The sequence below is a fragment of the Bradyrhizobium sp. STM 3562 genome (assembly GCF_045571435.1).
In the GTDB taxonomy this organism is placed as follows: Bacteria; Pseudomonadota; Alphaproteobacteria; order Rhizobiales; family Xanthobacteraceae; genus Bradyrhizobium.
Genome location: NZ_CP120694.1, coordinates 3,531,999 through 3,557,768 on the forward strand (window position 1 = coordinate 3,531,999; position 25,770 = coordinate 3,557,768).

The 25,770-nt window shown below is 62.6% G+C and carries 24 protein-coding genes; 14 read left to right on the top strand and 10 right to left on the bottom strand.

Annotation, left to right across the window (positions count from 1 at the left end; genetic code table 11):
- Positions 1-18: 18 nt before the first annotated feature.
- From P6U23_RS16245 to P6U23_RS16255, 3 genes are read right to left on the bottom strand one after another with little or no spacing between them, the layout of a single operon-like run.
- Positions 19-780: a TfuA-like protein gene (locus P6U23_RS16245; protein ID WP_407180715.1), complete on the bottom strand. Its 762-nt coding sequence runs from the start codon at positions 778-780 to the stop codon at positions 19-21.
- Complete coding sequence (locus P6U23_RS16250) at positions 777-2,030, bottom strand: YcaO-like family protein (RefSeq protein ID WP_407180716.1); 1,254 nt, start codon at positions 2,028-2,030, stop codon at positions 777-779. Before P6U23_RS16250 ends, P6U23_RS16245 begins: the two co-directional genes overlap by 4 nt.
- Before the next feature lie 44 nt (positions 2,031-2,074).
- Positions 2,075-2,320, bottom strand: coding sequence for a hypothetical protein (locus P6U23_RS16255; RefSeq protein ID WP_407180717.1), 246 nt, complete (start codon positions 2,318-2,320; stop codon positions 2,075-2,077).
- 470 nt (positions 2,321-2,790) lie between these two features.
- Here P6U23_RS16255 and P6U23_RS16260 point away from each other — a divergent pair, with 470 nt between their 5' ends.
- The gene (locus P6U23_RS16260) at positions 2,791-4,272 is read left to right on the top strand and encodes an ABC transporter substrate-binding protein (RefSeq protein WP_407180718.1); all 1,482 of its coding nucleotides are present in this window, start codon (positions 2,791-2,793) and stop codon (positions 4,270-4,272) included.
- On the opposite strand, the gene P6U23_RS16265 is transcribed toward P6U23_RS16260, so the two are convergent.
- The 6 genes from P6U23_RS16265 to P6U23_RS16290 all read right to left on the bottom strand — a co-directional run bounded on the left by P6U23_RS16265 (position 4,251) and on the right by P6U23_RS16290 (position 10,678).
- Positions 4,251-5,261 (bottom strand): ABC transporter ATP-binding protein, encoded by a 1,011-nt coding sequence (locus P6U23_RS16265; RefSeq protein ID WP_407180719.1) that lies wholly within the window; start codon positions 5,259-5,261, stop codon positions 4,251-4,253. The two genes, P6U23_RS16260 and P6U23_RS16265, sit on opposite strands and share 22 nt — an antisense overlap.
- Positions 5,258-6,250, bottom strand: coding sequence for an ABC transporter ATP-binding protein (locus P6U23_RS16270; protein ID WP_407180720.1), 993 nt, complete (start codon positions 6,248-6,250; stop codon positions 5,258-5,260). The genes P6U23_RS16265 and P6U23_RS16270 overlap by 4 nt, the downstream gene beginning before the upstream one ends.
- Positions 6,238-7,125, bottom strand: a complete 888-nt coding sequence (locus tag P6U23_RS16275) for an ABC transporter permease (RefSeq protein ID WP_407180721.1) — start codon at positions 7,123-7,125, stop codon at positions 6,238-6,240. The genes P6U23_RS16270 and P6U23_RS16275 overlap by 13 nt, the downstream gene beginning before the upstream one ends.
- On the bottom strand, positions 7,122-8,036 hold the full coding sequence (locus tag P6U23_RS16280; protein ID WP_407180722.1) for an ABC transporter permease: 915 nt from the start codon (positions 8,034-8,036) through the stop codon (positions 7,122-7,124). Before P6U23_RS16280 ends, P6U23_RS16275 begins: the two co-directional genes overlap by 4 nt.
- Positions 8,037-8,287: 251 nt before the next feature.
- On the bottom strand, positions 8,288-9,502 hold the full coding sequence (locus tag P6U23_RS16285; protein WP_407180723.1) for an ABC transporter substrate-binding protein: 1,215 nt from the start codon (positions 9,500-9,502) through the stop codon (positions 8,288-8,290).
- 36 nt (positions 9,503-9,538) lie between these two features.
- Complete coding sequence (locus P6U23_RS16290; protein ID WP_407180724.1) at positions 9,539-10,678, bottom strand: acyl-CoA dehydrogenase family protein; 1,140 nt, start codon at positions 10,676-10,678, stop codon at positions 9,539-9,541.
- Positions 10,679-10,758: 80 nt separating this feature from the next.
- On the opposite strand from P6U23_RS16290, the gene P6U23_RS16295 reads away from it, so the two are divergent.
- Genes P6U23_RS16295 through P6U23_RS16320 form a run of 6 tightly spaced genes read left to right on the top strand, consistent with a single transcriptional unit; the run spans position 10,759 to position 18,049 of the window.
- Positions 10,759-11,625 carry a FadR/GntR family transcriptional regulator gene (locus tag P6U23_RS16295; protein WP_407180725.1) on the top strand — a complete coding sequence of 289 codons (867 nt, stop codon included), beginning with the start codon at positions 10,759-10,761 and terminating at the stop codon, positions 11,623-11,625.
- 57 nt (positions 11,626-11,682) lie between these two features.
- Positions 11,683-12,492, top strand: a complete 810-nt coding sequence (locus P6U23_RS16300) for an enoyl-CoA hydratase/isomerase family protein (protein ID WP_407180726.1) — start codon at positions 11,683-11,685, stop codon at positions 12,490-12,492.
- 8 nt (positions 12,493-12,500) lie between these two features.
- Positions 12,501-14,741, top strand: coding sequence for an acyl-CoA dehydrogenase family protein (locus tag P6U23_RS16305; RefSeq protein ID WP_407180727.1), 2,241 nt, complete (start codon positions 12,501-12,503; stop codon positions 14,739-14,741).
- Positions 14,742-14,796: 55 nt separating this feature from the next.
- Positions 14,797-15,960, top strand: coding sequence for a CaiB/BaiF CoA transferase family protein (locus tag P6U23_RS16310; RefSeq protein ID WP_407180728.1), 1,164 nt, complete (start codon positions 14,797-14,799; stop codon positions 15,958-15,960).
- Between the two features lie 4 nt (positions 15,961-15,964).
- On the top strand, positions 15,965-17,107 hold the full coding sequence (locus tag P6U23_RS16315; RefSeq protein ID WP_407180729.1) for an NAD(P)-dependent alcohol dehydrogenase: 1,143 nt from the start codon (positions 15,965-15,967) through the stop codon (positions 17,105-17,107).
- Positions 17,108-17,134: 27 nt separating this feature from the next.
- Complete coding sequence (locus tag P6U23_RS16320; RefSeq protein ID WP_407180730.1) at positions 17,135-18,049, top strand: cytochrome P450; 915 nt, start codon at positions 17,135-17,137, stop codon at positions 18,047-18,049.
- 80 nt (positions 18,050-18,129) lie between these two features.
- On the opposite strand, the gene P6U23_RS16325 is transcribed toward P6U23_RS16320, so the two are convergent.
- Positions 18,130-18,684, bottom strand: coding sequence for a MarR family winged helix-turn-helix transcriptional regulator (locus P6U23_RS16325; RefSeq protein WP_407180731.1), 555 nt, complete (start codon positions 18,682-18,684; stop codon positions 18,130-18,132).
- 142 nt (positions 18,685-18,826) lie between these two features.
- On the opposite strand from P6U23_RS16325, the gene P6U23_RS16330 reads away from it, so the two are divergent.
- The 7 genes from P6U23_RS16330 to P6U23_RS16360 are packed head-to-tail and all read left to right on the top strand — an operon-like array spanning position 18,827 to position 25,690.
- Positions 18,827-19,138 (top strand): hypothetical protein, encoded by a 312-nt coding sequence (locus tag P6U23_RS16330; protein WP_407180732.1) that lies wholly within the window; start codon positions 18,827-18,829, stop codon positions 19,136-19,138.
- 39 nt (positions 19,139-19,177) lie between these two features.
- A complete protein-coding gene (locus P6U23_RS16335; RefSeq protein ID WP_407180733.1) occupies positions 19,178-20,497 on the top strand; it encodes a Rieske 2Fe-2S domain-containing protein in 1,320 nt (439 codons plus the stop codon).
- Between the two features lie 11 nt (positions 20,498-20,508).
- The gene (locus P6U23_RS16340; protein ID WP_407180734.1) at positions 20,509-21,471 is read left to right on the top strand and encodes a PDR/VanB family oxidoreductase; all 963 of its coding nucleotides are present in this window, start codon (positions 20,509-20,511) and stop codon (positions 21,469-21,471) included.
- Positions 21,472-21,475: 4 nt separating this feature from the next.
- Entirely contained in the window at positions 21,476-22,729 is a 1,254-nt protein-coding gene (locus tag P6U23_RS16345) for an ABC transporter substrate-binding protein (protein ID WP_407180735.1), read from the top strand.
- 26 nt (positions 22,730-22,755) lie between these two features.
- Positions 22,756-24,048, top strand: a complete 1,293-nt coding sequence (locus P6U23_RS16350) for a CaiB/BaiF CoA transferase family protein (protein WP_407181486.1) — start codon at positions 22,756-22,758, stop codon at positions 24,046-24,048.
- An 11-nt stretch (positions 24,049-24,059) separates the two neighbouring features.
- Complete coding sequence (locus P6U23_RS16355) at positions 24,060-25,241, top strand: thiolase C-terminal domain-containing protein (RefSeq protein ID WP_407180736.1); 1,182 nt, start codon at positions 24,060-24,062, stop codon at positions 25,239-25,241.
- Complete coding sequence (locus P6U23_RS16360; protein ID WP_407180737.1) at positions 25,238-25,690, top strand: Zn-ribbon domain-containing OB-fold protein; 453 nt, start codon at positions 25,238-25,240, stop codon at positions 25,688-25,690. The genes P6U23_RS16355 and P6U23_RS16360 overlap by 4 nt, the downstream gene beginning before the upstream one ends.
- The last annotated feature ends 80 nt before the right edge of the window (positions 25,691-25,770 follow it).

Below are 25,770 nucleotides of genomic sequence, written 5' to 3' on the forward strand. Positions count from 1 at the left end.
CAGGATGTGACACCAAGCTCAGGAGGGCGGGTCCAAGGCCGCGCCGCTTGCCCGCTTGATGAGCTGGCGAGCTTCCTCCCAGGCGAAAGTGTGGGCGAACTGGTAAGTGACCTCAAGCGGGGTCACGCCGCCTTCGAGATGGGCCATCATGGCGTGGAGCATCTCTTCCGCATCGATGCGCTTTTGATCAACCAGTCCGCGAGGGAGCCACGCCGCGAAGCGATCAAGTGCCTCCTGCGCAAGGCCGCGCCCGGTCGCGCGTTTCAGGATCGCCTCGTAGGTCCGCTCCTTATAGAAGAGCGACTTGGCGATCTCGACGAGGGCGGATGCGAGGTCCGGCCCGACGATGCCTGACTGCCGTGCGCGGTCGACGGTCGCACGCACATTCACCATGGCCTCGGTGACCTGGACATAGTTGACCTCGGCGGGCCCGTGCAGAACGGCGACTTCATCGTCATCGGTCAATTCGCCGGCGCGGAATTTCCGGTAGACATGACCGATGCCTGTCATGCCAAATTCTGTGAGCTCCGCGGCCCGCAGCGCTCCAATGCTGGCGGCACCGTAGACATGGACGCCCTGTGCCATCGCCCACAGGATTTCCTTGTGCCAGACCGTCGGCACGGTTTCGAAATATCCGTCGACGACGCCGATCAGCGCCGGCCGCTGCAAAGCGGCCAAATAGAGGTCGCCGCGGCGCAGCGGCGGCCGCCATTCAACCCCCGCCACATGAGGGCGCACGTGCGGCGGCAGTGACGGCCCGGCAAAGATGACGGCGGTCATTCGGCGCGACCGCCGGCGCGTCGCGCCCGAGAGCCCGGGACGTACCGGGGATGGGTGCAATCCCATTCGAGGCCGGGGATCACCATCCTGACAACGGGGATACCAAGATCCGGACGCGTGAGATCGACCGCAACCGCCCGTTCCACGCCGACCGCGCGCAATCGGTCAAGCTCCCACCGTAAGTCCGCCGTGACGTCATCCGCGTCGAAGCTGGGGACATCGGTAAAGGCGCGTGCTTCGGCCGCTTGCGACGCCGCATCGAGCAGGGCTGCGCCCAATCTGTCCCTTGCCGACTCCGTGTAGTCTAGGAGATCGTCCCTGATGCCGGCGATATAAGTGAGCCGGGTTTGTGCCGCTTCGGTCAGGGCCCGGGCGAGCGCGATGGTCCGATTGGGGTGGCAGCCGGCTCCTCGATATCGTCTCAATCCGCCTGAGGGATCGTCGGTCGCGGCCGGGATGTCGCAAATGAATGCGGGCATCCCGAGGTTGGACGTGACGTCCCAAAGCCGGGGCGAGATTCGTGCCCTTTCGTAGAGGTCAAGCAGGCCACGGCAATCCTCGTCGGTGATGGAGGCGACATCCACCCGGCAGCGCGACCGCGCGCGCATGTCCTGCGCATGCCACAGGGCGACGGCGTCGCGTTCGACGAGCTCGCAAATGGCGGCGCTGATCGCCTCAGCGAGATGGTTGCCGGACGCCAATCCGTTGGTGCCGGACAGAAAGTGCTCGCCGCTGTGACTGGTCGGCAGCGTGTAATCGGTATGCACCACTTCCCAGGGCACGCAACAGGGCTCGCGGCCGAGCAGATCATAGCCCTCGATCCAGGCAATCTCGGCTTCATCGAGAAGCGGAATACCGGTGCCGCAGAGCAAGTCGGGGGACACCACGCGGGTTTCCGCCGAGAGCCGCCGGAAGCTCGCGACCACCGTGCGCTCCGTGAGGTTCTCACCATGAAACAGCTCGATCGCTTCCATCATGGCGGAGGCCAGTGCCTGGGGAAGCCCGAGCCCCTTGCCCTGCGAGACCGAAAATGACCGCGAATTCGGGCGAACGGCGACGGTGACCGGAATTCCGATGCGATCCAGTCCCGTCACATTGCCGAGACGGGTGATGCCGATCTGCCGTGCCAGCGGGGCCACGCGCGCCAGCGTCTCTTCCGGCGCGGTCGTTCGATGCGTTCCATGCCTGAACGATTTGAGCACCGGGCCATGGAGGCCATCCGCCAGGCTGGCGAAATCCGGCCGCTCCATCGGCGAGGGCGGTCCCTAGTGGTCGCGTTGCCGCAAGAGCGGGATCATTTGCTGTTTCCGATACTGCCCGGTGCCCGCGAGTGCTTGGGCTTCTCGCCCTTGCCGCTCCCGCCGCCGCTTGCGACGATCATCGAGCCGATGGGAACGGACACCGAACGTCCGTCAGCGCCCTCATGGCGCAAAAGCGTCTTCAGATACGCAGCCTCGGGACTATCGCCCAGGCGTAATTCCTCGAACCTGTCGCCATCCTGCGAGATGTAGATCTTCTCGCCGTCGATCCTGACCAACACTTCGTCCGCCCTTGATGCCGATCGACTTGACGGCTCTGGCGTCGTTCCGGATGGCCCGAGTGCAGGCCTGTCCGCCCGGGCCTCGCCAATCAGCGTTCCGAAACCCAGCAACAGCGCTCCCCAAGCCGGTAGGTGCGACCAGACGTTCCTCAGCTTCGCGCGCGACATGTGACCCCCTCACACGGGCAGGATGTGGGACTTGAATAGAACACAGCTCGGTATCGCGGAGTCAAGTGAGCTGGTTCAAATGCCGTGTGGGCGAGGGGCGGCGGCCCGCGAAACGGCCTGTTCGGCCGCTCGGCAGCTCCTCGGAGAGGAAGCGACCTGCAGCACCAACCCGCATCCAGCGCATAGGCATGCGGGTTGCTTCTGGTGCCGGGCTGGTCTTTCCTCGACCTCTGCTTTTCGGAATTGGGGCTAAATCGATGCGATTGGTTATCTGGCTTCGTAACGCGATACCGGTGGTTTGCATGACGCTTGCGACGGTGGCCCCGGCGCTTGCGGAAAAATCGGCCGACACGCTGCGCATCACCTGGCGCGAAGCCATTCCTGACGTCGATCCCTATTACAATTCGCAGCGCACCGGCATGGTCGTGGCATTCCAGGCCTTCGACTGCCTCGTCTATCGCGATCCCGTGACCATGGAGATCAAACCTGCGCTGGCGACCTCTTGGCACCAGGTGGATCCGACCACCATCGACTTCACCTTGCGCCAGGGCGTCACATTCCAGAACGGCGACCCCTTTACCGCCGACGACGTGGTGTACACGATCAACACGATCATCCATGACAAGCGGGTGGCGATTCCCGCCTACTATTCGTCGTTCGCCGGCGCCGAGAAGCTCGACGACTTTCGGGTGCGGCTGAAACTGACCGGCGTGTCGCCCGCCGTGATGGAATACCTCGCCATGGTGACGCCGATCTGGCCAAAAGCCTATCGCGAGAAGGTCGGTCCCGACGGCTTCTCCCGTGCCCCGATCGGCACCGGTCCCTACAAGATCACCAAGGTGGACGGCACCACGCAGATCGAGATGGAGCGATACGATGGCCACTACGCCGGCAGCCCCAAAGGGCGGCCCGCGATCCGCTACATCAAGATCCATGAGGTGCCGGACGCCACGACCGAAATGACCGAGCTGCTCGGCGGCAAGGCCGATTGGATCTGGGGCTACAATGCCGATCAGTTCGCCAATATCGCGAGGATGCCGAATCTGGAAGCGCTGCGCTTTGGCACGATGCGGGTCTATTTCATGACGATCGATGCGGCCGGCCGCACCGGCGCCGACAACCCGCTGACCAAGCTGAAGGTCCGCCAGGCGATCCTCTCGGCGATCGACCGCCAAACCATGGCCAAGCAGCTAATCCAGGGCGACTCGCAGGTGATCGACACGCCGTGTTATCCGAGCCAGTTCGGCTGCGACGTATCGGCGGCCGTCAAATATCCCTACGATCCGGCCAGGGCGAAGCAGCTTCTGGCCGAAGCCGGCTATCCGAATGGCTTCGATACCGAGCTCATTTCCTACAACACGCCACAGATCAACGCTGCATTGCAGAACTACCTCAAGGCCGTCGGCATCAACCTGCGCATCCAGCAACTGCAGATCGGCGCCGCCATCCAGAAGGCGGAGGCGGGCGAGGCGCCGCTGTATTCTGGCAGTTGGGGCAGTAACTCCATTAACGACGTCTCTGCCTTCATGCCTTATTTCCTCGGCGGAGGGCTGGACGACTATGCGCGCGATTCCGACGTGCAGGAGCTGCTGAAAAAGGCCGGAACGACGCTTGATCCGGAAGTGCGCCGCCACGCCTATAGCGAGACCATCCGGCTCGCCACCGAACGGGCCGAGTTCGTGCCGCTGTTTGGTGCCGTCCGTTACGTCGCCTTTTCAAAACAACTGAGCTTTCAAGGCTTCCCGGACGATCTGCCGCGCTTCTACCTGTCGAGCTGGAAGTGAGCCACCGGACCGTCTCGTCGATCTGCTCTCGTCTGGTTGTCAACAGCCAGCAGACATTCGACAAGGCGGCCATCCTTGCGGATGTTGTCGGGCGCAGTTGCCGGGCATTCGGAAAATGCCTTCGGGCAACGGGGATGGAAACGACAGCCCGAGGGGATGTTGGTGGGATCGGGGTAGGTGTCGCCGAGACCTACATCAGGGACGCCGAGCGCCGGATCCGGCGTCAGGACGGAGGCGAATAGCGCCTGCGTATAGGGGTGCATCGGCTGCCGGAACAAATCTTGCGTCGACGCGTGCTCGACGATCCGGCCAAGATACATCACCGCCACTTCGGTCGCGATATGTTCGACGACCGCGAGATTGTGGCTGATGAAGAGATAGGTCAGCCCGAGCTCGCGCCGCAATTCCGCGAGCAGGTTGAGAATTTGCGCCTGCACCGAGACGTCGAGTGCACTGGTCGGCTCGTCGCACACCACGATGCGCGGATGCAGCACGAGCGCGCGGGCGATGGCGACGCGCTGCCGCTGGCCGCCGGAGAGTTGGCCAGGCAGCCGCTCGGCCATCTCAGTGGAAATTCCGACCCGCGCCAGCATCTCCATGACGCGCTCGGTCTGCCGCGCCTTCGGCAGGTCGCCCTGCGATGCCAACGGTAGGCCGACGATGTCACGCACGCGCTGGCGCGGGTTGAGCGAGGAGAACGGGTCCTGGAACACCGGCTGGATCAGGCGGGCGCGTTCGCGCCGGTCCATGCGGGCGAGGCTGCGGCCATCGACCAGGATTTCGCCGGAGCTTGGCGGCAACAGCCCCATGATCAAGCGGGCCAGCGTCGACTTGCCGCAGCCGGATTCACCGACGACGGCGAGCACATCGCCTGCGGCAAGCGAGAATGTCACCCCGTCGACGGCGCGCACCGCGCCCCGCGCGCGCCCGAGACTGCTGCGTTGCTGGAATTCCCGGTACACATTGCGGACTTCGATCGCGTGCGTCATGCCAAAGTGCCCCGCTTCCAGTTCGGCGGCAGCCGGCAGCGATAGAAGTGATTGGCGCCCGCATCACGCAGGCGCATGGTCTCGGCGCATTCGGCCGTCGCCAATGCGCAGCGGTCGCGAAAGCCGCAACCCGAAAAGCCCGGCGCCATGCGAGGGACGACGCCCGGAATGCTGCCCAGGGGCTCGCCTACCTTGGTCACGCCGGGCACTGGAATGCAGTCCAGCAGACCTCGCGTGTAGGGGTGTGTCGGCGCTTTGAAGATCTGCTCGACTGGGCCGCTCTCGACCACTTCTCCGGCGTACATGACCGAGACACGCTGCGCCATGCGCGCCACGATGCCGAAGTCATGTGTGATCAGCAGCAGGGCCAGGCCCATTTCCTGCTGCAGCTTCTGCAGCAGGCGCAGAATCTGCGCCTGCACCGTGACATCGAGGGCCGTCGTGGGCTCGTCGGCGATCAGCAGTTCCGGATCGCACATCAGCGCCATGGCGATCATCATGCGCTGGCGCAGACCACCGGAGAGCTGATGCGGATATTGGGCGAGGCGTATGCCCGGCGCGGTGATCCCGACACGGGCCAGCAATTCGGCCGCCCTGTCCAGGGCCTGCCGCCGCGTCGCCCGCCGGTGGCGTTCGAACACCTCGGCCATTTGCGAACCAACCGTGTAGGCCGGGTTCAGGCTCGTCATCGGCTCCTGGAAGATCATCGCGATCTTATCGCCGCGCAGCCGGGCGATCTGCCGCTCCGACATGCCGAGCAGATCGTGCTCGCGAAAGCGGATGTGATCGGCGCTGCGGACGGCACCGCGCGGCAGCAGGTTCATCACCGACAGCGCCGAAATGGACTTGCCGCACCCGGACTCGCCGACGACGCAATGCACCTCACCGCGGTTGAGCGCAAGCGAGACGCCGCGCACCGCCTCCATCCGGGGGAACGATACGCGCAGATTGGCGATGCTCAGCACTGCGTTCGGCATCACGAGCGCCATTGCCGCAAATCGGCGCGCAGCATGTCGCGCAGCCCGTCACCCAGCAGATTGATGCCGAGCACCAGAACGAACAGCGCAACGCCGGGAGTCACGATCACCCACGGGCTGAAGAACATGTACTCCTTAGCCTCGGCGATCATCAGCCCCCAGCTCGGCAGGGGTTGCGGAACGCCGAGCCCGAGGAATGATAGCGCCGCTTCGAGCAGGATCGCGAGCGCCATCTCCAGCGTCGCCACCACCACAAGATGGTTGGCGATGTTGGGAAGCACCTCGCGCAAGAGGATGTGCGCGCGCGAGGCACCGGCGGCCTGTGCGGCTGCGATGTAATCGAGGTTCCGCACCTGCATGGTGGTCGTGCGCGCCACCACGGCGAACCGTTCCCACAACAGCAGCCCGAGCGTGAGGATCACCACGGTCAATGAGCTGCCGACGAGCGCCACCACCGTCAGCGCCACCAGGATCAGCGGAATCGAGAGGCGGCAGGTGATCACGAACATCACGACGGCATCGATCCGCCCGCCATAGAACCCGCCGAGGATGCCAAGCGTGATGCCGATGATGCCGGACGTGACGACCGTCAGCACGCCGATCAGAACGGAGATGCGCGTGCCATAGATCAGACGCGACAGGTAGTCGCGCCCAATCTGGTCGGTGCCCAGGAGATGCGTAGCCTGGCTGCCCTCCATCCATATCGGAGGGATGAGGCGCAGATTCAAATCCTGGGCGAAAGGATCATGCGGCGTCAAATAGGGCGCGAAGACCGCGACCAGGAATGCGGCGATCACGATCACCGCCCCGAGCAGCGTTGCGAGCTGGCCGAAGGTGGGCAGCCGCCAGCGCTTCGACGCGGCGTAAGTGTCGGCAGCCGCTTTCATGCTCGTAACCTCGGATCGAGCAGCGCGTTCAACATATCCGCCAGCAGTGTCATCACGATATAGATGATAGCGAGGAACAGCACGACGGCCTGAACCACCGGAAAGTCGTTCTTGGTGATCGATTCCCAGGCGAGATAGCCAACGCCCGGCAGCGCGAACACGGATTCCGTCACGACGGAGCCTCCGAGCATGAAGCCGAGCTGCACCGCTGCAATGGAGACCACGGGCATCGCCGCGTTGCGCAAGGCGTGCTTGAGAATGATCATCGAGCGGCTCAGACCCTTGGCGCGCGCGGTGCGGATGTAATCCGCGCACAACGCCTCGATCATTCCCGACCGGGTGAGGCGCATCAGCGCAGGGACAGCCGAGAAGGCCAGCACGAATCCCGGCATGATATAGCCCTGCCAGGTGTCGATGCCCGATATCGGCAACCATTGCAGGTTGAGGCCGAACACGACGATCAGGATCAGGCCCAGCCAGAAGCCAGGCATCGCCTGCCCGAGAAGCGCCACCAGCATGATCCCCCGGTCGATCGCCGAGCCCTCGCGCACCGCAGCGAGGATGCCGAGCGGCAGGGCTATCAGCAGCGCGATGACCAGGCCGGTCAGGCCAAGGGTCAGCGTCACCGGAAGGCGGTCGCGGATCAGTCCTGAAACTGGAGCGTGGAAGAGGTAGGAGCGGCCGAGATCGCCCTCGGCGGCGTGGCTGGCCCAATCGATAAACTGCACCACCACCGGCCGGTTGAGGCCATAGTTCTTGGTAATGATCGCAATATCCGCCGCCGTGGCGTTTGGCCCTGCGATCGACGCGGCCAGATCACCGGACAGGTGTGTCAGCGTGAAGCTGACGACCAGGACGGTGAGGCACACCAGCGCGGCCAGCCACAGCCTGCGGAGGATAAACGACAGCATTGCCGACAACTACGTCAGCCGATGGACTACGGCAAGTTTGAGATGCAGACCTCGGGTCGGCAAATCGCGCACGTGACTGCGCCCCTTTTGCTGTTGACGCCGAGCGGGTTCAGCTTTGGCGAAGCTTGACCTCGCATGAGCAAGCCGAGCGGGCAGCGCGATATCCTGTCGCAATTCTGGCCCCGCGGGAGACGCTTGTCTGGCGATCTCAACGTAGCTTTGTCCAGCAGGGGGGTGATAGACCCCGGGGGCTATTCGGCCGACAGCGGATCTCCAGTCAGGTTCCAGCTTACGCCGTCGAAGACGGCGATCTGCAAGGTCTTGAACGCCGCGTAGTCGTCCGGCTTCGTGCTGATCGAGAGACCCGGCAGCATCATGGGCAACCGCACTCCGTGCAGCGAGGTCGCTTGCCGGATGAGGTTTTCCCGGGTCAACCGGTCGCCGCATTTCTTCAAAACCAGCTCGATGGCATGCACGTTCATGTAAGCCACCAGCACGGAATAATCGTCCGGATTGGCCGAAGGCGCATATTTCTTCAGGAATTCCTTGTAGGCCTTGACCTCGTCATCATTGGCCCAGGCAGGATCTCCAGGCTGCTTGAGGAACTGTGTCGTCACCAGCCCCTTCGAGGCGTCGAGGCCTGCAGGCTTCAGGATGGTTTCGACCGACGCGGTCGAGCCGCCGATGATATGAAGTGGGCTCCAGTTGAGCTCGTGAACCTTGCGGATCGACTGCGCCGCAGCCTTTGAGGAGGATTGCTCGACCAGTGTATCGATGCCGGCGGACTTCAACTGCACGATCTGCGAATCGATCGTCGGATCGGCGAGCTCATAGGATGCCTCCAGCACGATCTGCGACGCCTTTTCGCCCAGTCCGGCGCGCAATCCCCTGAGGTAATCCTTTCCGTAGTCGTCATTCTGGTAGAGAACGCCGATCTTGGCGTCGAGCCTGTTCTTCAGGAGATACTTGGCGACAATCCGCCCTTCAGTTTCGAAATCGGGATATAGCGGTACCGTCCACGGGAAATTCTTGGGATCGTTGAAGCGCCGTCCGCCGGCCGTGATGAACAATTGCGGCACGTGCTTCGCGTTCAGGAATTTCTGGATAGCGACGTTGGGCACCGTACCGATGGTGCCCACCTCGGCGAGTACGCCGAGGTCCTCAACCAGCCTACGGGATTGCTCCAGGGCTTTTGGCGCACTGTAGGCGTTGTCAAGCTGGCTAAAGCTGATCTTGCGGCCGTTGATGCCGCCCTGTTCATTGACCATGTCGAAATAGCCGACGACGGTGCGTCCCGCGCCGGCGCCAAAGGCGGAGGCCGGGCCGCTCAGCGGCGTCGACTGGCCGAGCTTGATTTCCGTATCGCTGGCGCCCGGATCGTAGGTTTTTTGCGCATGGGCGGGTCCTGCGACGAGTGTTGCCGACAACGCAACGGCGACCAGAGCTCGAATGATCGTGCTGTCCAAAGTGCTTCCTCCCCGGAATGTCCTTATCTGCAATCTTTATCGTAGTAGCTCGCGAGCGATGACCATCCGCTGGATCTGGTTGGTGCCCTCGAAGATCTGGGTCAATTTGGCATCGCGCATCATGCGCTCGACCGGGTAATCCATGGTGTAGCCGTAACCGCCGAATATCTGCACGGCGTCCGTCGTCACCTTCATGGCCATGTCGCTGCCGACGCATTTGGCCATGCTGGCAAGCACGTTCAGGCGCTTCCAATCGCCGGCATCGCCGGCGCGGGCGCATTCATAGACGAGCGCGCGTGCAGCCTCGATCTGCATGGCCATGTCGGCCAGCATGAACTGCACGCCCTGAAATTCAGAGATCGATTTCTTGAACTGCTTGCGCTCTTTCGCGTAGGCGATGCAGGCATCGAGCGCGCCTTGGGCCAATCCGACGGACTGAGCGCCGATGGTCGGACGGTTGAGATCGAGCGCTCGCATCGACGCGCGAAAGCCCTTGCCTTCCTCTCCGACCAGATTTTCGACGGGAACGCGAACATTGTCGAAGAAGATCGGCGTATTTGGCGCACCGCGAAAGCCCACCTTTCGCTCGTGCCTTCCGAAGGTGATTCCCGGCATGCTTTTCGGTTCGACGATAAAGGCGCTGATGCCATCGGCGCCCGGATCGTCGCTCGTTCGTGCCATCACGACGATGAAGTCGGCGACAACGCCATAGCTGCACCACTGCTTGCGGCCGTTGAGGACGTAGCAGTCGCCGTCCCGCTTGGCACGCGTATTGATCGCGGTGACGTCGGAGCCGGCCTGGGGCTCTGAGATCGCGATCGCCGTCACGACGCCGCCCTTGGCTATGATTGGCAAGAACTTCTGCCGTTGTTCCTCCGAACCGAAATGGAGGAGGGGCATGATGAACATGGTGTTGAGCGCCGCGATCGAGGCGCAAGCCGCCGAGAATTTTGCGATTTCTTCGCGCGCGATGCAGGCCAGCGTCAGGTTACCGTTCGGCCCGCCATATCGTTCGGGCACCCAGAGCTGCATCAGCCCCATCTCGCCGAACAATTTTACGATCTCGAGGGGGAAGCGGTCCGTCTCGTCGATCTCGGCCGCGATCGGCGCGACATGTTTGGCAGCCATCCTTCGGATGTTGTCGCGGAACGCGATCTGCTCCTCCGCAAAGCTCATGGATGTTCCCCGTTGTTCTTTGTTGTTGGAAGCCAAAAAAGACTTCCATTGAATGGGTGATCCATTTAATAATTCATCGCATGTCGCCCAAGTCAAGCCCTCGTACGCCCGCCAGCCCTCGACTGCCGTCGCTCAAGCGCCGGGAGCGGGCATCTGATAATCGTACCGCGGGCTCGCCAGCTCCGCTGACATTTCGGCCCATTCACACCCGCCGCGCCTTTGAGGAAATCTGCGAGCGAATTCGCGAGCAGCTCGCGCTCGGCGTTCTCAAGCCGGGCGACAAATTGCCTCCCGAGCGGGATCTCGCGCAGCAGCTTGGGGTGAGCCGCAACGTTCTGCGAGAGGCGCTGCGCAGCCTCGAGATGGCCGGCGTGCTTCGGCTACGGAAGGGCGTCAAGGGTGGGGCGTTCGTCCAGAGGGGCGACACCGGGCGTATGAAAGATGTCATGCGAGACATGTTGAGCCTTGGCACCATCTCCGTTCGTGAATTGTCGGAGGCGCGAATCCACGTCCTCGAACTGGTGGTCCGGCTGGCTTGCGCCAATGCCCGCGAGGCCGATTTCGCGGCGCTGGAGGCGAATATCGAGCGCACCGATCTCGCGACCCGCGAAGGCCGATTGCTCGATCGCGTCGAATGCTCCCGGGAGTTTTACAAGGTCCTCGCTGCAGCGACGGGCAACAAGGTCATCGCCATGATTCTGGACTCCGTGACGGAGATCCACATGCGCTTTGTCTACGCGAAGGTCGCGTCCAGCGGGGTTGCCATGCCACGCCTTGCCGAACGGCGACGGCAGTTCCTGTCGGCGCTTCGCGAGCGGAACGTCACATCAGCAAGCCGGCTCATGCGGGCGCACCTGGAGGCCGTGCAGCGGATGCTGGAGCAGGATCCCGGCGCGATGTCACTTCAGGTCGCGTTGGCCGAAATACAACCCGGCATACGCCGATGACCGGCAGGACATCCAGGCAAACGAGATGCCGGAGAGAATAATAGATTGGAGGAAAACGTGTCCCGATACGCCAAATATGAATGCTTGAAGATCGACGTGGCAGACAAGATCGCAACCGTCACGCTGAATCGGCCGGAGGCGCGCAACGCGATCAACCAGAAGCTGATTCGTGAGCTTCGAACGATTTGGGATGATCTGGCCGATGATCAGGCCGTCAATGTCGTCGTGCTGACCGGCGCCGGCGAATTTTTCAGTGTCGGCGGCGACGTCAAGGCGATGTCCGAGCGGTCCGGCGGCGATGTGCTGGAGGAGGGTGAGGTCCACGACCCCATGATCAGCCGCCGCGGAGTCACCCGTCAGCTCGAGCTCGACAAACCGATCATCGCCGCCATCAATGGCGATGCCATCGGGCTTGCGGCGACCCACGCGCTGCTTTGCGATATCACCGTGATGGCCGATGATGCACGTATCGGCGACACCCATGTGTCGCGCGTAGGCCTGGTGGCCGGCGATGGTGGGACGGTCATCTGGCCTCTGCTCGTTGGCATCAACAAGGCCAAGGAGTTCCTCATTCGCGGGACTCTCCTAAAGGGGATCGAAGCTGAGCGGATCGGCCTGGTCAATCACGTCACTCGGCGTGCCGAGGTGCTGGTGAAGGCCCGTGAGATCGCACTCGAACTCGCCAACGGTCCGACCTGGGCCATTCGCTGGACCAAGCTGTCGATCAACCAGATTGTCAAGGATCGCGTGAACATGCTGCTCGAGGCGTCCATGGCGCTCGAACAGGTCACGTTCGACACCGCCGATCACAAGGAAGCGACCCTATCATTCAAGGAGAAGCGCAAGCCCCGGTTCGGCCAAGGCTAGGTGCGGCCATGGACGTGGCGCAGCTCCCGACCGATGACGTCCGCGAAATGCTGCGGGAGTGCCTGCGCGGCTTTCTCGGTGAGCATTGGAATGCGGATTGCGTGAGGCAAGGACCATCTCCGCAAGACGTCTCTGCGATATGGACCAGGCTCGTTGGGCAGGGGATCGCCTCGCTCGGCTCTGTTCCCGCCGAAGGAGGGCTTCGCGAGGTCTTGGTTGTGCTTGCGGAGTTGGGCCGTGCAGCGTGCCCGGCGCCGATGTGGTCCGCAGCTCTCGCCAATTTCGCGCTCTCGACTTCGCAGGTGCCGACGGCGGTCGAGCTTCTGAGAGGGCTGCACGGCGGTTCGGCCAGGGTTGCGCTATCGTTTGGTGCGCTCGATCCCGATCGCGGTGCCGGCTGGGTTCGGGTCGTGGATCACCGCGCGACTGGACTGCTTCGCTTTGTCGAGGCCGCGGGGGGCGGCGCCCACATGCTCGTCGCGGTCGATCGATCAACGCTTGCTCTTGTCCCGTTGGATGGCGCTGGGACGGAGGTTGTGCCGACCCGCGCCATGGGCGCCTGGGGGCTCTATGAAATCCGGTTGAATTCAGCGCCAGTCACCCTCATTGCGCTTGCGGAAGACGTCCTCGACGATCTCCTGCTCAAGGCCAAGCTGGCACTGGCGGCAAGGGCCCACGGTGCGGCTCGCCGCGCCTTCGAGCTGGCGACCGACTACGCGAGAGAGCGTTACCAATTCGGCCAGCCAATTGGAAAGTTCCAAGCCGTCCAGCATAAGCTCGCCAATTGCCTCATCGCCCTCGAAGGCGTGCGCCTGATCATCGAGCATGCGGCCAAGCTGCACGATCATGAGGATCGGAACTGGCGCTACTTTGCCAATTGCAGCGTCGTATTTGCAAGCGACGCCTTGCGGCGAGTTTCGCTCGAAACCCAGCATACGTTCGGGGCGATCGGCTACGCCGACGAACATGAGGCGCCACTGCATTTCAAACGTGTGCACCTTGATACGATCGCCCTGGGCGGATCGGCGCACGCGAAGCGGTTTCTGGCTTCGTCCCTGCTGGCTGGCGAAAGCCAAGGCCTGCCCGAATATGACCTCGGTCCCGCCGGCAACGCGCTGCGCGAGCAGGTTCGCATCTGGCTTGAGCAGAACTGGTCGGGAGACAGAAAGACGGAATTCGACAGCAGGCCATTTGCCAAGCGGGAGTTCGACGCCGACTTCGCCCGCGATATCGGCAGCACAGGTTGGATCGGCCTCGGCTGGCCTAAAGAGTTCGGCGGCCAGGCCCGCTCACCGCTTGAACAGATCGCCTTCATGGAGACCATGGAGCGGGGCGAGGCGCCGCGAATTGGCGCGGCGATCCAGGCGAATGCCCTGATGATGTTCGGCACGCCTGAGCAGCAGCGAAGATATCTGCCTGAAATCCTTCGCGGCGAGGCCATGCATGGCATGGGGTACAGCGAGCCGCAGGCCGGTTCCGACCTGGCGGCGCTACGCACCACGGCCGCGCGCGAGGGCGATCACTGGGTGATCAACGGCCAGAAGATCTGGACCACCACCTGGTGGGGCAAATACATGTTTCTTGCCGCGCGGACGGACAGGGATGCAAAGCCGCCGCATGCCGGCATCAGCATGTTCATCGTGCCGATGGATGCCCCAGGCATCACGATCCGGCCGGCGAGCACCATGTACGACGGCTCCTTCGCCAACATCTTCTACGACAACGTTCGCATTCCCCTGGAGAACATCGTCGGCGAGGTCAATGGCGGATGGAGGGTGTTGACCGGTGCGCTCGCGTTTGAGCGCGGTCTGGTCGGCGGTGGCATCGTCCTGAAAGTCGTGCACGCCTTTGAGCAATTGCGCCGCTATGTGATCGCGAAGGACGATACCGGCTGGGCGCTGAGCGATGATCCTGTTGTCCGCGACAGGATGGCGACGCTTGCGGCCGACATCGAGGTCGGGCGCCAATTGATGATGCATTGCGCGGAGCTCGCCGCCAATGGCGTGACGCCGCCGGAATATGGCGCGATCAGCAAGGTCTTTTCCGGCGAATTGATGGAGCGCTTCGGCGAGGCGGCGCTTGAGATCCTCGGCATGCGCGCGGCGCTCTCTGAACAAATGCCGGGTGCAATCGACAACGGCAGGTTCGAGCAAAACCTGCGCCATTCGCTGATGTGGGTCATCAGCATCGGCACCAACGAGATACAGCGCAGCCTGATTGCGCAACGGGCGCTCGGGCTGCCGAGATAGGAGGGAGCACATGCAGGAGCAGCCAACAAGCGCTCCGCCTCTTGAGGGCATACGCGTGCTTGACTTTTCGATCATGCTGGCCGGCCCCTATTGCGCGCGGCTGCTCGCCGACGTCGGCGCGGAGGTGATCAAGATCGAGCCGCCCGAGGGCGATGACATGCGGCTGCGAACACCGCTGCGCGACGGCCATAGCGCCTATTTCGGTCAGCTCAATGCCGGAAAGCAGAGCCTTGCGCTCGATCTCAAGAACCCCGATGCGATCAAGCTGGTGCATCAATTGGTGGCCGAGACGGACATTCTGGTCGAGAATTTCCGGCCTGGAGTGATGGACCGTTTTGGTCTCGGCTACGAGGCGCTGCGCGCGATCAATCCGCGCCTGATCTATTGCTCGATCTCTGGCTACGGCCAATCCGGCGCCGCCGCGGAGCGTGCAGCCTATGCCATGATCGTTCACGCCGAGAGCGGCTTCGATCGCTCTTTGATGCGCTATGCCGGTGATCGAGATCGGCCGGCAGCCGGCGCCGTCTTCGTCGCCGACGTGCTTGGCGGGATCTTCGGTTACTCGGCGATCCAGACAGCACTGGTCCAACGCACGCGGACGGGGGTGGGCCAGCGGATTGACGTCGCATTGATGGACTGCATGCTGAACCTGCTCGTTTATGAACTGCAGGAGGCGCAGTTCCCGATCCGCACGCCGCGTGCAGCCTACGGTCCGGTACGCGCCCTGGATGGCGACATCCTGATCGCGCCGATCACGCCGCGAAACTTTGCGGCGCTCTGCGATGTGACGGGGCAGCGCGAGCTCGCCGATGACCCACGGTTCAAGACTGTACCGGGTCGGGCCGCGAACTGGACCCCGATGATGCAGATCATCGAGAAGTGGACCGAGCGGCACACCGCGCGCGAATGTATCACCGCTCTCGACCGCGCTGGAGTGCCGTGCGCCGAATATCGCGATCCAGGCGCCGCGCTGACCGACCCGCATCTGCTGCAGCGGGGTGCGTTCGCTACGATAGCAGACGGGGCGGGCGAGTTCATGGGGGTCAATGCGCCCTGGAAAATGTCGGCTGCCGACACATCCATGCAGCGGGAAATCCCCGCCATTGGCGCGCACCGCGATGAGGTGTTGGCGCGAGTCCTCGGGCTGTCCGGTGACGCGATTGCGAGCCTTGTCGAAGCGGGCGCGTTCGGGAGCAGCACGGATCAGACGAAGGGTTAGCCAGATGCCGGCGCCAGAATCGAATCGCGCAACGAATGTCTTGGCCGCAATCGCCAATGGTCCGCGGGATCCGTTTGAAATCGCGACCTGCCAGATCGCGCCTCCGCAGGCCGGCGAGGTTCTGGTCCGCGTGCACGCCTGCGGGATCTGTCACACCGATCTGGCGGTGAAGCTTCAACATATTCCAATTCCGATGCCGAAGGTTCTGGGCCACGAGGGCGCCGGCGTGGTCGAGGAGGTCGGCCCTGGGGTAACGCAGGTCCGGCCTGGCGATCACGTGCTGATGAGCTTCGGTTCTTGCGGCGAATGCCCGAACTGCCGCGATGGCGCCCTCGGATATTGCGACCACTTTCGTGCCGTCAACCTATTCGGAACCAGGACCGGAGGATCAGTGCTGATGCGCAACGGGAGCGAACTGGGCGGGCATTTCTTCGCCCAGTCCGCATTCGCAACCCATGCCATTGCGACGACGAGGAATGTCATCAAGATCGGGGACGATCTGCCGCTTGAACTCGTCGCCCCGCTGGGATGCGGGGTCCAGACCGGAATGGGTACTGTCATAAATGTCCTCCGGCCGCGGCCCGGCACGTCGATCGCGGTCTTCGGCGTCGGCGCGGTCGGCCTCTCCGCCATCATCGCAGCGGGGATCGTCGGATGCTCGACAATCATCGCGGTGGATGTCGTCCCAGAGCGGCTGCGCGTCGCCCAAGAATTGGGCGCGACCCACGCGGTGTCCGGCCGCGCCGACGATCCCGCCGCGGAGATTGTCGAGGTCACGCAAGGCGGTGCAAATTTCTCGCTGGATACGACGGGCGTGCCGGCAGCCGCGACAAACTCGATCAATTGCCTGCGCGCGAGAGGTATCTGCGCGCAGGTCGCGGCGCCGCCTCGCGGCACGCTCTATGCGGCCGAAGCCAGCGTTCTGGTTGGCCGGGGACTCACGGTTCGCGGCGTCGTCGAGGGAGATGCCAACCCCAAGCTGTTCATTCCGCGGATGATTGGCTTGTTCCGTGATGGCCGATTGCCGCTCGACAAATTCGTCAAGACCTATCCGCTCGAGAAGATCAACGAAGCCGTTGACGATCTCGAGCACGGCCGTGTGGTCAAGCCGGTCCTGACCATGCGGGAAATTGGGAGCGTTGTATAGGACATAGACACGCGGGGAGGAATAAAGATGCTCGATCTTGCACTCGACAATGCCATTGCCGATCACAAGACCTACGGCAATGTCGACCTTCAGCACCGTCTCTTTGCCGGCTTGCGTCGCAACGATCCGGTCCATTGGACTGAGCCGGATGGCTACCGTCCATTCTGGACGATCACGAGGTATGCGGACATCATCGAGATCGAGCGTCAGGCCGACCGCTTCATCAACGCGCCCCGGACAAAGCTCCTCAGTGTCGAGTTCGAGAGCAAGGTGAGGGAAGCCATGAATGGCAGGCCCATGCTGGTCCGTGCCCTGCCGCAAATGGATAATCCTGATCATGCGAAGTATCAGAAGCTGACGCACGCTTGGTTTCAGCCGCGCCACATCCGAACTCTGGCGGAGCGGATGGAGGCACTGGCAAGAGAGAGCGTTGACCGACTTCTTGTGATCGGCGGCGAATGCGACTTTTACAACGAGATTGCGATCTACTATCCGCTGCGCGTCCTGATGACGATCCTGGGAGTGCCGCGGGACGATGAGGAGCGGCTGTTGAAGATCACCCAGGCCTATTTCGGCGGTGGCGATCCCGACATGCAGAAGGGGACGGACCTGATCGATGCGACGCTTGCCTATGTCGATTATTTCAAGGATGTCGCGAAGGAGCGACGGCAAAGCCCTAAGGACGATGTGGCAACGGTCATCGCAACTTCCGAAATCGATGGAAGGCCCATTGAGGATTTCGAAGCCTATTCGTACTACATCGCTCTTGCGAGCGCCGGCCACGACACCACGAGCGCCACGATTGCCGGCGGCCTGCTCGCACTGATCGAGAATCCGGATTGCATGGACCGCCTGCAGCGCGACCCGGGCCTTGTGCCCGACGCCGGTTCGAACTTGCGGGCGAGCCGGCCTGGACGGAGACTTCCTTCCTCGGCGGCGTAAAGCGGCTGCCGGTGCGGTATCGGGCGCGATAGAGGAGTCTGAGAGTGCTTTGGCTGCGCGCCGTTTGCATCCAAGGAAAGTCAATCTTTTGAAGGAGAGGAAGGCTCCGTCGGTGTGGCCTTCGCGATGGCCAGCATGCACCTGAGGAAATGCGCGCGATCCTCCTTACGCAAAGGCGCCAGCATGGTGTCTTGCAACTCGGCTGCAGCGGGAATGACGCCCAGGAGCGCTTCCTCTCCCTTGGCGGTGATCTGAACCTGAATCGAGCGGCGGTCTTCCGAATTGCTTCTCTTGGAGATCAGCTTGCGTGCCGTCATCCTCTTGAGCATCTCGCTCAGCGTATTCCGATCGCAGCTAATGCGTTCCGCCAGCGCGGAAGGGATCATGGGGCCATTTTGATAGAGGGCGAGCAGCACGCCAAACTGCCGCGGCGTGACATCGCTCTGACCGGTCAGCTTTTGATAGAGCAGGTCATAGCGCGCTTCGAGCAAGCGGAGGAGAAATCCGATGCCGCCCTCCAGCCTCCAGTTGCGGGCGAGATCTGCGGGCGCTTTCGTTTCCTTGTCCGCCGACATCCGTTGTTGATCCGAGTTATCCTCTTGATGAGAACCGCTAGCCGTTAGCAGCTTGGCCATCCGCCCTCAACCCTCCGCCAGAGGCGGTAGGAAGCCGTCCGTACAAAACCGCCGATCGTGCTCTCATTGGCTCTTGCGTGTCATTCGCGAAGGTAGTACGTATACGTAACAAAATAGAAGAACGACGTCCGGGGAGGATCCTTTGGATCTGCGCGAACTCCTGTCCATTCCTTATCTCCTCGAGGCCGAGGCGGTCGAAACCGAGCCGGGCAAGTGGCTGGTGCGGCTCGCCTATCCGGAACTGCCGGGCTGCACGGCCGAAGGCCTCGTTGTCGAAGACACGCTGAAGGAATTGGAGCGGCGCCGGATCGAAATCATCGTCAATCTGGTGGAGGCAGGCAGGGCGCCTCCCGTCCCGCGAAAGCCGCTTGCCGCAAGCGATCCGCTTTGGACCGCCCAGGATCTCGGGCTGTCCAGCCGCGTCGCCGCGCTTCTGGGACGTTCCACCAAATAGCTAGCTTGGAATGCGCCGCTCGTTCAATGGAGGAAGCTCATGCTCTCGCGTGAAGACAACGAAAGACTGGTGAGGGTCGGCAAGGGCACGCCACTTGGAGACCTCTTCCGTCTTTACTGGATTCCCTTCCTGCCCTCGGCGGACCTCGTCAACGATGGGCAGCCGAAGCGAATCCGACTGCTCGGGGAAGACCTTGTTGCGTTCAGGGACTCCGAGGGCCGCGTCGGTCTGGTAGACCACGCGTGTCCGCATCGTGGCGCGCCAATGATCTTCGCGCGGAACGAGGATTGCGGCTTGCGATGCGTCTATCACGGCTGGAAGTTCGATGTGTCGGGCTCGGTTACCGACATGCCGGCCGAGCCGGTCCGCAGCCGCCTTAAAGAGCACGTTCGGATCAAAGCCTATCCCTGTCGCGAACGGAACGGTATGTTGTGGACCTATATGGGGCCTGACGCCGCCAATCCTCCGCCTCTCCCGAATTTGGAATGGAATCTGGTCCCGCCAGAGCAGGTGCATATCTCGGTTCGAGTCCAGGAGTGCAATTGGCTGCAGGCCGTCGAGGGCGAGATCGATTCCGCGCATGCGCCGTTGCTCCACGGCCGTCTCGATTCACAGGGTACGACGAGCGCGTGGATCCAGAAGCGCGATCTTCGTCCGACGTTCGAATGCATTAGGCAGGACTTTGGAATGAGCATCGCCGCACGGCGAAACTACGACGCAAATACCCTGTACTGGCGCGTCAATCAGTTCCTGCTGCCATTCTATACGCTCGTGCCGCCCCTGTCGCCGTTTCCGGATCTCAGTGGTCACGCCTGGGTGCCGATCGATGATGAGAACACGCTCTGTATCATGTTCTCGTATCATCCCGCCGCGCCGCTATCGCCAAAGACGCGTCAGATCTTCGAGGAAGGCCACAATGGCCGGGAGAGCGGGCATGCCAGCCGCCATTCGCTCGTCCAGCATCCGGTAACTGTGCCGTACGCAGGCTATTGGACCAAATACAATCCGCAGAACGGATTTCGGTTTGACTATGGCGCACAGCAGACAACCTGGTTCTCAGGCCTGCCTGGACTGTGGGTGCAGGACGGCGCCTGCCAGAGCGGTGTCTCGCCGATCTTCGACCGCACCAAGGAGAACCTCTGCTCCAGCGACACGGGCATTGCGATGACGCGGCGCCTGCTGCTTGAGACGCTCGGCGCCTATCGCGATCACGGTACCAAGCCGAAGGGGGTGACCGACCCCGATGTCTTCATGGTGCGAGCGGTATCCCTGCGATTGCCGCCTGAGGATTCCTGGGTCGATGTCGGCGCACCATTCATGCGGGCACAGCTCGGTGTCGATTTCGGGTATGAGCTGTGAACTCTTCCTTCATGGCTGAGCGCAGCATGCAGCTCCGGGTCAAGCGCATCAGCCTTGAGGCGGAGACCATCAATTCCTACGAATTGGTCTCTCCGGCAGGCGAGGATCTCGCGCCTTTCACGGCCGGCTGTCATATCGACCTTCATTTGTCGAACGGAATGATTCGCAGCTATTCGCTTCTGAACGAGCAGAGCGAGACCAAGCGCTATGTGATTGCGGTCAACAGGGAAACAGCAGGTCGAGGCGGCTCGAAGTTTATCCACGAGACGGTTCGGGTGGGAGACATCATCACGGTCTCGCAGCCCAGGAACAACTTTGCCCTTCACGAGAACGCAACTCATTCGGTCCTGATCGCCGGCGGAATCGGAATTACGCCTCTCTTGTCGATGATCCGTCGGCTCCAGTCGCTCGGCCGCTCCTGGGAGCTGTTCTACGCCGCCCGGACGCGGGTCTCCGCCGCGTTTGTCGACGAGCTGAGCGCCATTCGCCCGGACGCCGGCCGCTTCCTGCACGTGAATTTTGACCGGGAGCCGTCGGGTCGGATGTTCGACCTGTCGGCCATCGTCAAAGCCGCGCCTTGGGATGCGCATCTTTATTGTTGCGGTCCCGTTCCCATGCTCGAGGCGTTCGAAGCGGCCGCCGCCAGCCGTCCCGCCGACCATGTGCATGTCGAATACTTCAAGGCCCGAGAGAAGCCGGCGCTCGCGGGCGGCTTCGAAGTGCAGCTCGCGCGGAGCAAGCGAACCATAAAGGTCGAGGCGGGGAAGACAATTCTCGACGCGCTCCTGGATGCCGGAATAGCCGCGAGCTACGCCTGCACCGAAGGCGTCTGCGGCACCTGCGAAACCAGGGTCATTGAAGGCATACCGGACCATCGTGACCTGTTTCTCAGCAAGGAAGAGCAGGCGGCGAACAGGACAATCATGATCTGCTGCTCGGGCTCGAAGTCACCGACGCTCGTTCTGGATCTCTGAAGTCATGCTGATCAACCATCTGGTGAAAAATATGGGAATCCTGTTACGGCTGCTGCTTGGAGCATCTCTTCTGGCCATCTGCGCATGGTGGCCTGTCCTCGCAGAGGGCTCGCGCGCCATCAAAATTGGCGTGCTCAACGATGCCTCCGGTCCTTACTCTGACAATGCCGGCGAAGGTTCGGTTACGGCCGCGAAAATGGCTGCCGAAGATTTTATGCATCAACATCCCGATTTCCGGGTCGAGATCATTTCGGCGGACCACCAGAACAAGGCCGACGTCGGAGCGGGCATCGCCCGCAGGTGGATCGATCAGGACAGGGTCGATGCAATTGCGGACGTGCCCAACTCGGCGGTCGGCCTTGCCGTGAACGAGGTCGTTCGAGGGACCAAGGCAGCGCTGATCGCTTCGAGTGCGGCATCGTCCGATCTGACGGGAAAATACTGCTCGCCCAACACCATCCAGTGGACCTTCGATACCTGGGCGGCCTCTCACACCATAGCCTCCTACCTTGTGCGCCACGGTGCCAAGAAGTGGTACTTCATCGCGACCGACAATGCGCTTGGCAAATCGATGGTCGTGGACGGAACGTCGGTCATCAAATCTGGCGGAGGCAGTGTGCTGGGATCGGTCAACGTTCCCATCAACACCGCGGACTACGCATCCTTCATATTGCAGGCAGATAGTGCCGGCGCCGACGTCATCGCATTTGCAACCGCCGGCGGCGATACCGTCAATCTCATCAAGCAATCGGCGGAATTCGGCCTGAAGCAGAACGGCCGCACCTTTGCAGCATTGCTCACCACCACCAATGACGTGGAGTCGAGTGGTCTCGCGGTCGCGCAGGGTCTCATTATCACCCAGCCTTTCTATTGGGACCTGAATGATACCAGCCGGGCCTGGTCGGCAAGATTCAGTGAGCGGCAGCATGGGCACTCGCCGACCGCGTTTCACGCCGGCGTCTATTCCTCCATTCGGGCCTATTTGAACGCAGCGCTAGCCGCCGGGACGAACGATGCGCAGGCAGTCATCCGCAAGATCAAGGAGAACCCGATCGACGACGACCTGTTTGGACGGGTTGTTGTTCGCGCCGACGGGCGCGCCATTCATGACATGTACATCCTGAAGGTGAAGGCTCCGGCGGCATCCAAGACCAAATGGGATCTGCTGGAGCAGGTCGGTGTGCTCACGGGCCCGGAGGCATTCCGACCTCTTGAGGAGGGCGGATGCGCGCTGGTTCAACAATCGAAGAGCGATTGATCGTGGAAGGAGGCGGGGTGAGAAGAATGTTGGATCAGCTCGAAGCGGAATTTCCCGAACATTTGCCGCGTCCGTCCAATGCGCCAAAGGCGTTGGAGGGAATACGGGTCGTCGATTTCTCTCATTTCATCGCCGGGCCGTTGGCCACCATGATATTGGCCGATATGGGCGCCGAAATTATCAAGATCGAGGCACCCGGCCGCGGGGATGATCTTCGGCGTTATCCGCCGATGCATCCGGATCTGAAGCATGGCGCGCCGTTTCTCTGGACCAACCGCAACAAGCGCAGCGTGGCGATCAACCTGAAGTCACCGGAGGGACTTGAGATCGTGCGCGAATTGATCGCCAAGGCCGACGTGGTCATCGAGAATTTCTCGACCGGCGTCATGGAAAGACTGGGGCTCGACTACGAACGCTGCCGCAAGATCGCGCCGGAGATCGTCTACTGCTCGGTGTCCGCCTATGGGCGCGACGGCGCATTTGCAGATCGGCTCGGCTTCGATCCGATCGCGCAGGTCGAGAGCGGGTTCGTTTCCATGAATGGCTACTCCGACCGGGAGGGTGTGCGAGCGCTGTCGCCGGTCATGGACATAAGTACCGCGATGATGGCCTCGAACGCGATACTCGGTGCGCTGATGGCCCGCGAACGAACCGGGCAGGGGCAGGGCATCGAGGTCTCTCTGTTCGATACCGCCGTGTTGATGACCGGCTATGCGCCGCTGCAGCATCTCTTTAGCGGGACGGGACCGGAACGGCATGGCAACACCAGCCCGGACACATGCCCATCGGGGGTGTTCAAGGCGAAAGATGGCGCCTTCTACATCAACTGCGGCAACGACAAGATCTTTCAACGCCTGATGTCGCAGGTCCTTGATCGCGCCGACCTGGCGTCGGCGCCAGCCTACGCGACCGGGCCCGACCGGATTCGGCGGCGAGACGAATTGTTCGCGATCCTCGGCGAGGCCTTCGCGCGGGAGCCATGGTCGCATTGGCAAGCGCGGATGCGGGTGGCCGGCGTGCCGTGCGGACGGGTGCGTACGGTCGGAGAGGCGATCCGTTCGCCGGAAGCGAAAGAGCGTGCGATCGTGACCCGGATCCCGCATCCGACGGCTGGATGGGTGCCCAATGTCAGATCGCCGATCCGATACTCCCACACTCCGGTGGCGGATCCCGTGGCCGCGCCGGCGGTCGGCCAACATACAGAACAGGTGTTGAGCGAGTTGCTGGGTTACGACCGAGAGCGCTTGGCGCGGCTCGTCGAGTCCGGCGTTCTCGGCAGGTCTGACGGGCGGACCGAACACGCCCAAGGACAACCATGATGGCCCGGACGATGGCAGAGCGAACGCTCCGCGGCCGCGTCGCCGTCGTCGGGATTGGCGAAACCGAATACTACCGCCATGGCGGCTCGCCGGACCCGGAGTTCAAGCTTGCCCTCAGGGCAATTTTGGCCGCCTGCGCGGACGCAGGCCTGGACCCGCGTGATATCGACGGGTTTGCTTCCTATAGCGACGATCGCAGCGACGCGTCTCGGCTGGCCGCCGCCCTGGGCACGCGACAGCTTCGTGCAGCCAGCATGCAATGGGGCGGAGGCGGTGGCGGCTGCTGCGCGGCGGTTGCCAATGCCGCCGCGTCGATCGTCGCGGGTCTTGCGGATTGCGTCGTCGTGTTTCGGTCATTGGCCCAGGGGCAATACGGCCGCTTCGGGCAGACGACCGGCATCAACACGATTTCCGGCGAGAAGGCCTACCTGATGGCTTATGGCGTGCTGGCGCCTCCGCAGCGCTTCGCCATGCAGGTGCGCCGCTATATGCACGAGCATGGCCTACGGCAGCAGGCTCTGCGCGCGATCGCACTGGCGTCCTACCACCACGCACAGGCGAATCCGCGTGCGGTCATGTACGGCAAGCCGCTGGACGAGGCGAAATACGATACGTCGCGCTGGATCGCCGAACCGTTTCATCTGTACGATTGCTGCATGGAAAACGACGGCGCCGCTGCGCTGATACTTGTGCCTGCGGACCGCGCCAGCGAATTCCGGAACAGGCCGGTCTACGTGCTCGGTGCGGCCGTCGGTTCTGGATATCGCGCGGGAGCGGTGCCCCACAATTCACCCTTCTACGCCAGCGCGAATTTCGGCACCGTGGCGCCTGATCTTTACCGCATGGCAGGTCTTGGTCCATCCGATGTCGGCGTGGTGCAAAGCTATGAGAACTTCACCGGCGGTGTGGTCATGGCGCTGGCGGAGCATGGTTTCTTCAAGCCGGAGGAAGCCAATGAGTTTCTCACGCTCGAGAACCTCACTGCCCCCTCCGGGCGGCTCCCACTCAACACCAGCGGCGGCAACCTCGCCGAATGCTACATGCATGGTTTCGAGCTTGTGCTGGAAGCCGTGCGCCAGGTGCGCGGCACGTCGGTGAACCAGGTGCAACGGAATGACGTCGCAATGGTGATCGGCGGCCCGATGGTCACGCCCGTCAGCAACCTTCTCCTTGGCTCGGAAGCGACACAATGAGCGGTAGCGCAAACTCGCCCTATCTTCCCGCGGGCCTTCCCATTCCAGTGGCCGAGCCCGACGGCTTGTCTGCGCCTTACTGGGAGGGACTGCGTCAGGCGCGGCTTCTGGTGCAGCGCTGCACTCATTGTCACACTTGGCGGTTTGGGCCTGAGTGGATATGCCATCAGTGCCACGCCTTTGACCCAGAGTGGACCGAGGTCGAGCCCATTGGCCGGATCTTTAGCTGGGAGCGCGTCTGGCACCCCTCGCATGCGGTGCTCAGGCAACACGGTCCCTACCTCGCGGTGCTCGTGGAGCTCCCGCACGCCGGCGGCGTGCGGCTGGTGGGCAACCTGCTAGGCGATCCGATGCAGACCGTCGTCATCGGAGCGGCCGTGGCAGGTGTGTTCGAGCATCATCTCGATTCGGATCCGCCGTACTCCCTGCTGCAGTGGCGGGTGATCTGATGTGGCAGTGGTCGGAATGTTCTATGCGAGATGCTGGAACGAAAGCTCTTCTTTGCCTTGCGGGAGCTGACTCCCGTGCC